8 protein-coding genes are annotated in these 12,171 nt (G+C 67.6%); 2 read left to right on the top strand and 6 right to left on the bottom strand.

What is annotated here, in order from left to right; translation table 11 throughout:
- The 3 genes from tkt to ST3T6A_RS0103470 all read right to left on the bottom strand — a co-directional run bounded on the left by tkt (position 1) and on the right by ST3T6A_RS0103470 (position 3,353).
- Complete coding sequence (gene tkt / locus ST3T6A_RS0103460) at positions 1 to 2,082, bottom strand: transketolase (protein ID WP_019831499.1); 2,082 nt, start codon at positions 2,080 to 2,082, stop codon at positions 1 to 3.
- Between the two features lie 78 nt (positions 2,083 to 2,160).
- Positions 2,161 to 2,853, bottom strand: coding sequence for a ribose-5-phosphate isomerase RpiA (gene rpiA, locus ST3T6A_RS0103465; protein WP_019831500.1), 693 nt, complete (start codon positions 2,851 to 2,853; stop codon positions 2,161 to 2,163).
- A gap of 14 nt (positions 2,854 to 2,867) precedes the next feature.
- On the bottom strand, positions 2,868 to 3,353 hold the full coding sequence (locus ST3T6A_RS0103470; protein WP_019831501.1) for a MucR family transcriptional regulator: 486 nt from the start codon (positions 3,351 to 3,353) through the stop codon (positions 2,868 to 2,870).
- Positions 3,354 to 3,640: 287 nt separating this feature from the next.
- Between ST3T6A_RS0103470 and ST3T6A_RS0103475 the strand changes: the two genes are divergently transcribed.
- Positions 3,641 to 4,750, top strand: coding sequence for an aldose epimerase family protein (locus ST3T6A_RS0103475; RefSeq protein WP_026359389.1), 1,110 nt, complete (start codon positions 3,641 to 3,643; stop codon positions 4,748 to 4,750).
- A gap of 53 nt (positions 4,751 to 4,803) precedes the next feature.
- Here the strand turns inward: ST3T6A_RS0103475 and ST3T6A_RS0103480 are convergent, their stop codons facing one another.
- The 3 genes from ST3T6A_RS0103480 to ST3T6A_RS0103490 form a co-directional block, all read right to left on the bottom strand.
- The gene (locus ST3T6A_RS0103480) at positions 4,804 to 6,027 is read right to left on the bottom strand and encodes an SGNH/GDSL hydrolase family protein (RefSeq protein ID WP_019831503.1); all 1,224 of its coding nucleotides are present in this window, start codon (positions 6,025 to 6,027) and stop codon (positions 4,804 to 4,806) included.
- A complete protein-coding gene (locus tag ST3T6A_RS0103485; RefSeq protein WP_026359391.1) occupies positions 6,024 to 7,298 on the bottom strand; it encodes an MFS transporter in 1,275 nt (424 codons plus the stop codon). The genes ST3T6A_RS0103480 and ST3T6A_RS0103485 overlap by 4 nt, the downstream gene beginning before the upstream one ends.
- 91 nt (positions 7,299 to 7,389) lie before the next feature.
- Positions 7,390 to 9,801 carry a glycoside hydrolase family 3 N-terminal domain-containing protein gene (locus ST3T6A_RS0103490; RefSeq protein ID WP_019831505.1) on the bottom strand — a complete coding sequence of 804 codons (2,412 nt, stop codon included), beginning with the start codon at positions 9,799 to 9,801 and terminating at the stop codon, positions 7,390 to 7,392.
- 233 nt (positions 9,802 to 10,034) lie between these two features.
- On the opposite strand from ST3T6A_RS0103490, the gene ST3T6A_RS0103495 reads away from it, so the two are divergent.
- Positions 10,035 to 12,137 carry an alpha-glucuronidase family glycosyl hydrolase gene (locus ST3T6A_RS0103495; protein ID WP_051103392.1) on the top strand — a complete coding sequence of 701 codons (2,103 nt, stop codon included), beginning with the start codon at positions 10,035 to 10,037 and terminating at the stop codon, positions 12,135 to 12,137.
- Positions 12,138 to 12,171 lie beyond the last annotated feature (34 nt).

Genomic DNA, 12,171 nt, shown 5'->3' on the forward strand with positions numbered 1-12,171 from the left:
TTACTTCCCCATCACTTCGCGGGCGACCTTGACGACATTTTCGACCGTGAAGCCGAACTTGTCCTGGAGCTTCTTGAGCGGGGCCGAGGCGCCGAAGGTGGACATGGTGACGGTCGCGCCGTCGATGCCGACATAGCGATCCCAGCCGATCTCGCCGCCCTGCTCGATCGCGACGCGGGCCTTGACCGCGGGAGGCAGCACGTTGTCGCGATAGGCCTTGTCCTGCTTCTCGAAGAGATACCAGCTCGGCATCGACACGACGCGTACCTTGGTGCCACCCTTGGCCAGTTCGTCCGCCGCCTCGACCGCGAGGCTCAGCTCGGAGCCGGTCGAGATCAGGATGATGTCGGGCGTGCCCTCGTCCTTGGTCAGCACATAGGCGCCCTTGTGGAGACCTTCCGCCGGGTTGAACTTCGAGCGGTCCAGCGTCGGCAGCGCCTGGCGCGAGAAGATCAGGCAGGTCGGCGTCTCGTGCGAGGCGACCGCGGCCTTCCAGGCCTCGGTCACTTCGTTGGCGTCGCCCGGACGGATCGTGTCGAGGCCCGGAATGGCGCGCAGCGAAGCGAGATGCTCGATCGGCTGGTGGGTCGGCCCGTCCTCGCCAACGCCGATCGAATCGTGGGTGAACACGAAGATCGACGGCAGCTCCATGATCGCCGCGAGGCGGATCGGCGGGCGCATATAGTCGGAGAAGACCAGGAAGGTCGCCCCGAAGCTGCGCAGATAGGAGAGTGCCATACCGTTGACGATCGCGCCCATCGCGTGCTCGCGCACGCCGAAGTGCATGTTGCGATTGCCATAGGCGCCGGGCTGGAAGCCTTCCGAACCCGCGATCAGCGTCTTGGTCGACGGCGCGAGGTCGGCCGAGCCGCCGACCAGCCACGGCACGGTGGCGGCGATGGCGTTCTCCGCCTTGCCGCCCGAGTCACGGCTGGCGAGGCCCTTGGGGTCGGCATCGAACACGGGGAGCTTGTCGGCCCAGCCTTCCGGCAGCTTGCCGGCGAGCATGGTGTCGAGTTCGGCGGCGAGGTCGGGGTGCGCGGTGCGATAGCGGGCGACCATCGCCTCCCACTCTTCGCGCAGCGGCTGCGAACGCGCCTTCATCGCGCCCGAGAAGCGCTCGGTCACGCCCTCGGGGACATAGAAGTCCTTCTGCGGCCAGCCATAGGCTTCCTTGGTGGCCTTGATCGCATCGGCGCCGAGCGGCTCGCCATGGGCCTTCTCGCTGTTCGCCTTGGGGCTGCCCCAGCCGATGATCGACTTGACGAGGATGAAGGTCGGGCGGTCCTGCTCGGCCTTGAACGCCTCGATCGCACGGCCGAGCGCGGCGGTGTCGTTGGCGTCCTCGATGATGTGCGTCGCCCAGCCATAGGCCTTGAAGCGCAGCGCGACATCCTCGGTGAAGGCGATGTCGGTATGGCCCTCGATCGAGATGGTGTTGCTGTCGTAGATCCAGCAGAGGTTGGAGAGCTTGAGGTGGCCGGCGGTCGACGCGGCCTCGCTCGAGATGCCCTCCATCATGTCGCCGTCGCCGCAGAGCGTGTAGACGTCATGCTCGAAGACCGGGAAGCCCTCGCGGTTGAAGTGCTGGGCGAGCCAGCGCTCGGCCACCGCCATGCCGACCGAGTTGCCGCAACCCGCGCCCAGCGGGCCGGTGGTCGTCTCGACGCCGGTGGTGAAGCGATATTCCGGGTGGCCCGGCGTCTTGCTGTCGAGCTGGCGGAACTGCTCGATGTCCTCGAGGCTGACGGCGAGCTTGCCGGTCGGCTTCCCGTGGCGGTCGAACTCCTTCACCTGCGCGAGGTGGAGCAGCGAATAAAGCAGCATCGACGCATGGCCGACCGACAGCACGAAACGGTCGCGGTTGGGCCAGAGAGGCTGCGCGGGGTCGTAGCGGAGGAACTTGGTCCAAAGCTCATGGCCGACGGGCGCGAGCGCCATCGGCGTGCCCGGATGGCCGCTGTTCGCCTTCTGGACGGCGTCCATCGACAGCGTGCGGATCGTGTCGATGGCGAGGCGGTCGGGAGAGCCGTCCTCCGCCACGGACGTGGAGGGGCGGAAGGCGGTGTCGGTGTCGTTCATCAGACGAGTCCCCGGAAGCGCAGAATGTGCGCGCGCTCTGCCCCCTCGAACGGCGAGACGCAAGGGTCGGTTCCGGTCTCAGCGCAGGGACGTGCCTCTTTCACGCCGTTCGATGCCGTTCGGGCCGCCGATCACGAGCGCGTCGATCTCCCGCAGAAACAGGCCGTGGCCCAGCATTCCGGGGATGTCGGAGAGAGCGGCGGCGAGGGCTTCGGGGTCCGCGATCGGGCCGAAGGCGCAATCGATCAGAAGATTGCCCTGATCGCTCCGCGCCGGTTCGCCGCTCGGGGCAAGGCGGAGTCGGGGCTCTCCGCCGAGTCTCCGTATCGCATCCGATACGAAGGAGCGTGCGAAGGGCAGCACCTCGATGGGAAGGGGGTGGGCGCCGAGCTGGCGGACCGTCTTGCTCGCATCCACGATGCAGATCATCCGCGCGGCGGACGCGGCGACGATCTTCTCGCGCAGCAGCGCGCCGCCGCCGCCCTTGATGGCGCGGAAAGCCGGATCGATCTCGTCGGCTCCGTCGATCGCGATGTCGACCTGGGCGACATCCTCGAAGGGGAGGAGGGGGATGCCCGCCGCGCGCGCCGCAGCCTCTGTGGCAAGCGACGTGGCGACGGCGGAAATGCGAAGGCCGCTGGCGATGCGGCGGCCCAGTCCCGCGATGGCGAAAGCGGCGGTGCTTCCGGTGCCGAGGCCCACGAGCATGTCGTCGCGGACCTCGGCGATGGCGGCTTCGGCAGCCGCCTGCTTAGCATCATTCTCGGCCATGGCGGCCGGACATATCAGGCTTCGGTCGAGCTGTCCTGAGCCTTGGTGCGGCGGGCGCGGGGCTTGGCGGCCGCCTTCTTCGGCGCGGCGGCGGCTTCCTCGTCCTTCTTGCGGCCGAGGCCGATCGCGCGGGCGAGGCCGCGGCGCTGCTCGGCATAAGCCGGCGCCACCATCGGATAATCGCGCGGCAGCTTCCACTTGGCGCGATATTCTTCCGGCGTCATGTTGTAGTTGGTGCGCAGATAGCGCTTGAGCATCTTCAGCTTTTTGCCGTCTTCGAGGCACACGATATAGTCGTGCTTGATCGACGAACGGACGGGGACTGCCGGCTGCGGCTCGGGCTCGTCGACCTTCTTCGGTTCGGTGAGACCGGCGAGCGCGGCGTGCACCTGCGCGATGAGATCGGACACCTCATTTGTCGCCACGCGATTGTTGGCAACATGCGCCGCGACGATATCGGCGGTCAGGCTAAGCAGCTCTGTATTCGTTTCTTCGGCCATGGCGCGATCCTCCTGCACCCAGTGTTCGGCAACGACTGACAATACGCGCCGTTGAGCGGGGTGTATCTACGCATTCGCGCTGATTGATCAAGTTCCCGTCTACTTAAGAATTAGAAAGTTTCCACGGAGCATCGCCAAAGCGAATATGAACAACTGTTCATAACTTATCCGGCGGTAATCGAGATCATTCCGTCCATGTAATAAATTTGCTTGCCGCGGCCTATGTGAAGCGGCTATCCGCCTCCGCCCCCTTGCCCGGCGACGGCCGGCATGACATCGGCCTCTTTATGACGACGCCCCCGATTTCGCCCGCCACGCCCGTCTCGCAGCCCGCGACGGCAAGTCTCCACCCCTTCGGCGCGACGCCTTCGGGCGAGGCGGTGGGCGCGGTCGAGCTGGACAACGGGCGAGGCATCCGGGCGCGCATCCTGACGCTGGGCGCGACGCTCCAGTCGCTCTCGCTGCCGGATCGGGAGGGGCGCGTGGCGGACGTGGTCCTCGGCTTCGACGAGGGCGGGCGCTACGCCACCGAGGGCCATTATCTGGGCTCGACCATCGGCCGTTACGCCAACCGGATCGCGGGCGGTCGCTTCACGCTCGACGGGGTGGAGCACCACCTGCCGGTGAACGATGGCGCGCACCATCTCCATGGCGGACCGGATGGCTTCCACCGGCGGATATGGACGGTCGAGGAGATCGGCGGTGGCGAGGCGGCGTTCGTGCGGCTGTCGCTGGTGAGCGTCGACGGCGACGCGGGCTATCCGGGGACACTGCGCGCCGAGGCGACCTATGCCCTGTCGGCGGACGGCCTCGGCATCACCTATCGCGCCACCACCGACAGGCCGACCGTCGTGGGAATGACCAACCACGCCTATTTCAACCTCGCCGGTACGGATGGTGGCGAGACGGTGCTCGGCCATCGGCTGACGATCGCGGCGGATGCCTATCTGCCGGTCGCGCCGGGTGCGATTCCCACCGGCGAGCGGCGCGCGGTGGCGGGCTCGGCCTTCGATTTCCGCGAGGGCGCGCTGGTCGGCTCGCGCATCCGCGAGGCCGGCGTCGAGGAGCAGCTTCTGCTCGGCCGCGGCTATGACCATAATTTCATTCTGCGCGACGCCGGCGGCAGCCTGCGCCATATCGCGACGGTGGAGCATCCGGGCTCGGGCCGCGTGCTGGAGCTGCACGGCACCGCGCCGGGCGTGCAGGTCTATTCCGGCAACTTCCTCGACGGTACGATCATCGGCAAGGGCGGCCGCGTCTATCGCCAGTCGGATGGGCTATGCCTGGAGCCACAGCCCTTCCCGGACACGCCCAACCGGCCGGACTTCCCCTCGGCCCGGCTCGATCCGGGCGAGGTCTATGAGCATCGCATCCTCTGGCGCTTCCGCACCACCTAGAGCGATTCCGAGGCAGGCGGAATCGCCTGCTGGCTCGGGACGCGCTGTAAGATCTAGCGGAGCAGCGCCAGCGGCACCGCGTCGGCCATCGCCCTGTAGCCGGCGGGCGAGGGATGGAGATGATCGCCCGAGTCGAAGTCCGGGCGGAGATGGTCCGGGTGCGCCGGGTCGCGCGTCACCCGGTCGAAATCGACGATGCCATCGAAATGGCCGGGCTCGCGAATCCAGCGATTGACCGCCTGACGATCCGCTTCGTTGGCGGCGTCGGGATGATAATAGGACGAGCCCGCATAAGGCAGGATGGTCGCCCCGATCACCTTCACGCCCTGCGCGTGGGCGCGCTCGATGATCTGGCGATAGGCGCCGATGATCTGCTCTACGAGCGCGGCATGGCCTTCGGGTGTTACGGACGCGTCGCGGGTGAGGGTGCCGAGATCGTTGACGCCTTCGAGCAGCACGACCGTCCGAACGCCGGGCTGGGCGAGCACGTCGCGATCGAAGCGGGCGAGCGCGTTCGGGCCGAGCCCGTCGAGCAGCAGCCGGTTGCCGCCGATCCCCTGATTGAGCACCGACAGGCTGCGCGTGGCGGGGCTCGCCTGAAGCCGCTCGGCGAGTTTGTCGGGCCAGCGATCATTGCCGTTGGTGGTGGCGCCGTGACCGTCGGTGATCGAATCGCCCAGCGTCACGACCGCGCCGGCGCCGGCCGGGCCCTCCACCTCGATGCCGGCGAGCTGATACCAGTGCTCGACCTTCTGCGCGTTCGCGAGATCGGCGGCGGCGCTCTGGTTGCCATGGACGAGATAGGAGGTGCTGCGCGAGCCCGGATGGCCGGTCTGCCGATCGGGCGCCTCGGGGAGATGGAGGCTGACGGCGAGCACGGCGAGCGGCGCGGCGTTCATCGCGACGGGATCGGAGAGATAGGAGGCGCCCGCCGGGATGGTGACGCTGGCGCTGCCGTTGAAGGTGACGGCCTTGTCGCTCGCCGGATCGATCCGTGCCCCGGCCGGCGAGACGGCGCGGGCGACATGGACATTGTCGATCACCAGCGGCTGCGTGCCGAAGGCGTTGGAGAGACGCAGCCGGATGCGGCTTCCTCCGGCGCTGAGGCGCACCACCTGCCGGAGCGTCGCATCATGCAGGTCGGCGGGGGCGAGCGCGTTCTGCGGCTCGGGCACCTGCTGCGAGGCCGCCCAGCTCCCGACCCAATGGGCCGGCGCGGCGATGGCCGGCAGCGGGGCCAGCGCGAGGAGGGCGGCGGCGCAGGCAGTGCGGATCATGCAAGTTGCTCCGGTTCGACGGGCGTATAGTTCGGCACGAGCAGGTGGACGACACCGAGCGCCACGAGATAGGCGCAGGCCGCGACGACGAAGATCGGCTCGTAGCTGCCCAAAGTCTCAAGGATGACGCCTGCGAACTTGGCCATCAGCATCCCGCCGATCGCCCCCGACAACCCGCCGAGCCCGATCACGGAGCCTGCCATCCCGCGCGGGAAGAGATCGCCAGGCAACGCGTAGACATTGGCCGAGAAGCCCTGATGGCAGGCGCAGGCCAGCCCGATCAGCAGCACCGCCCACCACATGCCGGGCGCATGGCTCGCCACCGCGATGGGGAGCGCGAAGAGGGCGCAGACGAACATCGCCGTCTTGCGCGCGCGATTGACGCTCATGCCCCGCCCGAGCAGTCGCGAGGAGAACCAGCCGCCTGCCACCGAGCCCACGTCGGCGAGGATATAGACCGCGACCAGCGGCGGCCCGAAGTCCAGCATCTTCACATGGTACTGGCGGTTGAAGAAGTCCGGCAGCCAGAAGAGGAAGGTCCACCACACCGGATCGATCAGGAAGCGGCCGGCCATATAGGCCCATGTCTGGCGCAGGCGGAGCAGGGTGCGCCACTTCACCGGGCGCTGTGCCTCCATGGGCTCGCTCTCGATCCACGCCAGCTCCTCCGATGTCACGCGGGGATGCTCGCGCGGGCGGCGATAGAAGCCGAGCCACGCCACGATCCACAGCGCGGTCAGCGCGCCGGTCGCGACGAAGGCCCAGCGCCAGCCGAAGGTGACCGCGATGATCGGCACCACCAGCGGCGTCACGATCGCGCCGACGTTCGAGCCGGCGTTGAAGATGCCGATGGCGAGCGCCCGCTCGCGCTTGGGGAACCACTCGTTGGTCGCGGCCAGCGCCGAGGGGAAGGTGCCCGCCTCGCCGATCGCCAGCGGGACGCGCGCGATCAACATCCCCGTGGTCGAGGTGAAGAGCGCATGGGCGACATGGCCGATCGTCCACAGCGTCACCGCCAGCGCATAGCCGATCCGCGCGCCGACCCGGTCGACCAGCCGCCCGAACAGGACATAAGCGAGGCCGTAGGCGCCCTGGAACCAGATGGCGAGATCGGCATAGCCGGTCTCGCTCCAGCCGTAGCGGGCCTGCAATTCGGGCTTGAGCGTGGGCAGGACGAGCCGGTCGATATAGCTCAGCACCACCGCCGCGAAGAGCAGCGAGCACACGATCCAGCGGACCCGCCCCGCTGGTTTGGAAAGAGGCAGGTTCACACGATCACCAAGAGCAAGGGGACGCCGCTCGCACGGCCCCCGAGAAAAGCACGGGGGCCGTCATGATGTCGCACTGGCAGCGCGCGTGCAATCAACCCGCCACGGTCAGCGTCGTCGTCTGGAGATCGACCGAATTGGGGCCGACCATGACGTCGAAGTCGCCCGGCTCCACCACGCGCTTCATGTCGATGTTCCACATCTCGAGGCTGTGGGGCGTGAGCGTGAAGGTCAGCGTGCGGCTTTCGCCCGGTTTCAGCGTGACGCGCTGGAAGCCCTTCAGCTCCTTCACAGGCCGCGTGACCGACGACACCTTGTCGTGGATATAGAGCTGCACCGTCTCGTCGCCGGCGCGCTGGCCCGTATTCTTCACGTCCACCGACACCTGCACCGATCCGCCGGTGCCGATCGTCTGCTGTGACAGGCGCGGCGGCGAGATCGCGAAGCTGGTGTAGCTTAAACCCCAGCCAAACGGGAACAGCGGCTTGGTGGTGTCGAACAGGTAGCCGCGATGCGCGCTGGGCTTGGCGTTGTAGAACATCGGCAACTGGCCGACCGAGCGCGGGATGGTGAGGGGCAGCTTGCCGCCGGGGTTCACGTCGCCGAACAGGACGTCGGCCATGGCGTTGCCGCCCTGTTCGCCCAAATACCAGCCCTCGACCAGCGCATTCGCCTCGTCGGCGATCTTCACCGTGGAGGCGGGGCGGCCGTTCAGCAGCACCACCGTCACCGGCTTGCCGAGCGCCTTGATCGCATCGAACAGATCCTGCTGCTGGCCAACCAGATCGAGGCTGGTGCGATCGCCGAGATGGTTGTCGGCCCAGCCTTCGCGGCTGGTCTGCTCGGTGTCGCCGAGGCAGAGGATGATGCGGTCCGCGCCTTTCGCGGCCTCCACCGCCTGCTGGATCAGCTTGGCATTCTCGGCCGGGCTGGCGAGCGTGACCTTGTCCTCCCACCAGTCGTCATTCTCGGTGATCTTCACGCCCTGTGAGAAGACGATATTGGCGCGATTGCCGACCTTCGCCTTGATCCCGTCGAGGATCGAGACGGTGTGCGGCGGCTGGCCGTAATAGCCGCCCAGACGCGCCACGGCGGCGTTGGGGCCGATCACCGCGATGGTGGGCTTGGCCGCGCCTGCGGCGGGGAGCGCCAGCGGGAGCATCCCGTCATTCTTGAGGAGGACGATCGACTCTTGCGCGGCCTTGCGCGCGAGGGCGACGGCCTCCGGCGTGTTGGTGACGGCGACGGCATGATTGGCGTCGGCATAGGGATGCTCGAACAGGCCGGCGCGGAACTTCAGCTCCAGCATCCGACGCACCGCGATGTCCACCTGCGCCTCGCTCACCTTGCCCTCGCGCACCTGTTTGGTGAGCGTCGCGTAGGAGAGGCCCTCGGGCAGATCCGAATCGACGCCCGCGTCGAGCGCACGGCGGGCCGCGCCTTCGAGATCGGACGCGATATGGTGGATGCTCATGAGCTGGTCGATGGCCGAATAGTCGCTGACCACCGCGCCCCGGAAACCCCATTCGCCGCGCAGCACATGGCCCAGCAGCCACTTGTTCGCGTGGGAGGGCACGCCGTCGATCTCGTTGTACGAGGCCATCACCGCCTCGATCCCGGTGCGCTTCACCACCTCTTCGAAGGGCGGGAAGAAATTCTCGCGCAGCTCGCGCTCGGAGATCGGGGCGGGGCCGACATTGGTGCCGCTCTCGGGCTGGCCATGGCCGGTCAGATGCTTGAGCGTCGCGAAGACATGGCCCGGTGTCACCTGCCGCACGCGGCCGGGGCCTTGCAGGCCCTCCACCGCCGCGACGCCCAGTTCGCCGACCAGATAGGGGTCTTCGCCGAACGTTTCCTCGATGCGGCCCCAGCGCGGATCGCGCGCCACGTCCACCACCGGCGAGAGGACGAGGCTGACGCCCCGCGCCGAAGCCTCGCGCGCCACCACCGTGTCGATCGAGCGGATCAGGTCCGGGTTCCAGGACGAAGCCTGAGCGATCGCCTGCGGGAAGCTGGTCGCGCCGACGGCGGCATAGCCGTGCAGCCCCTCCTCATGGAACAGGATCGGGATGCCCAGCCGCGTCTGGGTCATGGCCCAATGCTGGAGCCCGTTGACGAGCGCGACCGTCTGGCGCGCATCCCGGCCGGGGACGACGCGCGGGCTGACCGGCCCCTCCGCGTCGGACGGGCGGGCGAGCTGGCCCATGCCGTTGGGGTAGAGCGTGCCGAGCTTCGTCGGATCGAGCTGGAGGTGCGCGTCGAAAAAGGCCTTCTTGCCTTCCCACACGGTGGTGATCTGGGCGACCTTCTCCTCCAGCGTCATGCGCTTGAGGAGGTCGTCGACACGCGCCTCGATCGGCTGGGAGGCATCCTTGTAGAGAGCATGGGCCAGCGAATTGTCGGCGGCCACGGGGCGGCGCGGCGCGGCATGAACGACCGATGACGGCACGAGAAGGCCCACGGTCGCAACAGTAGCGGCAAGACGGCTGATGGCGCTGAAGCGCATCCTTCTCCCTTTCGATGTGCGGATGAACCCGCTCGACATTCTTCTTGATGCCGTTGTATTGATAACGCTACCATGATCTAAGCCGGCAAAGCTTGTCAATGCCGGGCTGTCCGGGCGGGAGCGATGCGGACGGGGCGCCCACGAAAGCGGTCCGCCGAGGATGAGGAGGATCGGCGTTGAGATTATTCCCGTGCGTCTGGCGGCCGCTGGCGGCGGCGGCCCTGTTGGCCGGCATGTCCGGTGCGGCCCATGCCGAGGACGGCTACGAGCTGTGGCTTCGCTACAAGCCTCTCCCCGCTGCCGAGCAGTCCGCGATGGCCGCGCACGCCAGCGCGATCGTGGCGCCGGGCTCCTCCGACACGGTGCGCGTCGCGGTGGACGAGCTGCGGCGCGGCTTCGGCGGGATGACGGGCCATGCGCCGGAGCGCGCGACCGGCGCGGGGGCGGGCGCGATCCTGCTCGCGACGCCTGATGAATCGCCGGATGTGGCGGCGCTGAAGCTGCCGCTGGGCGCGCTCGGCAAGGAAGGCTTCCTGATCCGCAGCATCGCCATCGGCGGCCAGCCGGTGACGCTCGTCACGGCGAACAGCGATATCGGCCTGCTCTACGGCGCCTTCCGCCTGCTGGAACTCGCCGAGGCGGGGCAGCCGCTCGACAAGCTCGACATCCAGTCCGCGCCCAAGCTGCAACTGCGCGTGCTCGACCATTGGGACAATCTCGATCGCACCGTGGAGCGCGGCTATGCCGGGCAATCGATCTGGGACTGGTGGAAGCTGCCCGACTGGAAGGCGCCGCGCTACACCGACTATGCCCGCGCCAACGCCTCGATCGGCATCAACGGCGCGGTGCTGAACAACGTCAACGCTCAGCCCGCGAGCCTCACCGCGCCCTTCATCGCCAAGGCGGCGGCGCTGGCGGACGTGTTCCGGCCTTATGGGATCAAGGTCTATCTCTCGCCGCGTTTCTCGGCCCCGATCGAGATCGGCGGCCTCAAGACGGCCGATCCGCTCGACCCTGAGGTGAAGGCCTGGTGGAAGGCCAAGGCCGACGAGATCTACCGTGCCATCCCCGATTTCGGCGGTTTCCTCGTCAAGGCGAACAGCGAAGGCCAGCCCGGCCCGCAGGACTATCACCGCACCCATGCCGACGGCGCCAATGTGCTGGCCGACGCGGTGAAGCCGCATGGCGGCATCGTGATGTATCGCGCCTTCGTTTATAGCGAGAACAATGCCGAGGATCGCGCCAAGCAGGCCTATTCGGACTTCAAGCCGATCGACGGTAAGTTCGCGGACAACGTGATCGTGCAGGTGAAGAACGGCGCGATCGACTTCCAGCCGCGTGAGCCCTTCCATCCGCTCTTCGGCGCGATGCCGAAGACGCCGCTGATGATGGAATTCCAGATCACCAAGGAATATCTCGGCTTCGCGACCCACCTCGTCTATCTCGGCCCGCTCTTCCAGGAGACGCTGGAAAGCGACACCTATGCGCACGGCAAGGGCTCGACGGTCGCGCATGTCCTCGAAGGCAAGGTCGACCCCTACAGGCTGACCGGCATGGCCGGCGTCGCCAATATCGGCAGCGACCGCAACTGGTCGGGCTCGGTGTTCAATCAGGCGAACTGGTATGCCTTCGGCCGCTTCGCCTGGGACCCGGATGCCTCGGCCGAGAAGATCGCGGCCGAGTGGGCGCGGATGACCTTCACGCCCGACCCCGCCTTCGTCGCGCCGGCGGTGAAGATGATGATGGGCTCGCGCGAAGCGGCGGTCGACTACATGACCCCGCTCGGCCTCGCGCATCAGATGGGGACCAGCCACCATTATGGCCCCGCGCCGTGGGTGAGCGATCTCGCGCGCCCTGAGTGGAACCCGACCTACTACAGCCGTGCCGACGCCAGCGGAATCGGCTTCGACCGCACCGCGACCGGCAGCAATGCGATGGCGCAATACGCCCCGCCGGTGGCGCGAATGTTCGCCAATCCGAAGACCACGCCCGAGACGCTGCTGCTCTGGTTCCACCATATGCCGTGGGACACCCGCATGGCCTCGGGCCGCACGCTCTGGGCGGACCTGATCGCGCATTACGACGCGGGCGTGGCGGATGTCGGGACGATGCGGGCGGAGTGGGCGAAGCTCCGGCCCTATGTCGATGCGGATCGCTTCGCGGAGACGAGCGTCTTCCTCTCGATCCAGCAGCGCGAGGCGCAGTGGTGGCGCGACGCCAGCATCGCTTACTTCCAGAGTGTGTCCAAAAGGCCACTGCCCGCCGGTGTTACGCCACCGGCGCAAACGCTCGAATATTATGAATCCCTGCGTTTTCCCATACGGCCGGGAAACTAGGCGATATCATGCGTGAAACAGAGTGAAATATCCG

It is taken from the genome of Sphingomonas sp. PR090111-T3T-6A, assembly GCF_000383095.1.
In the GTDB taxonomy this organism is placed as follows: Bacteria; Pseudomonadota; Alphaproteobacteria; order Sphingomonadales; family Sphingomonadaceae; genus Solisphingomonas.

What these genes read in the sequence shown, in the direction of transcription:
- ST3T6A_RS0103495 (WP_051103392.1), top strand. Translation starts at nt 10,035, where the DNA reads ATGTCCGGTGCGGCCCATGCCGAGGACGGCTACGAGCTGTGGCTTCGC.
- ST3T6A_RS0103475 (WP_026359389.1), top strand. Translation starts at nt 3,641, where the DNA reads ATGACGACGCCCCCGATTTCGCCCGCCACGCCCGTCTCGCAGCCCGCG.
- rpiA (WP_019831500.1), bottom strand. Translation starts at nt 2,853, where the DNA reads ATGGCCGAGAATGATGCTAAGCAGGCGGCTGCCGAAGCCGCCATCGCC.
- ST3T6A_RS0103490 (WP_019831505.1), bottom strand. Translation starts at nt 9,801, where the DNA reads ATGCGCTTCAGCGCCATCAGCCGTCTTGCCGCTACTGTTGCGACCGTG.
- ST3T6A_RS0103480 (WP_019831503.1), bottom strand. Translation starts at nt 6,027, where the DNA reads ATGATCCGCACTGCCTGCGCCGCCGCCCTCCTCGCGCTGGCCCCGCTG.
- ST3T6A_RS0103470 (WP_019831501.1), bottom strand. Translation starts at nt 3,353, where the DNA reads ATGGCCGAAGAAACGAATACAGAGCTGCTTAGCCTGACCGCCGATATC.
- tkt (WP_019831499.1), bottom strand. Translation starts at nt 2,082, where the DNA reads ATGAACGACACCGACACCGCCTTCCGCCCCTCCACGTCCGTGGCGGAG.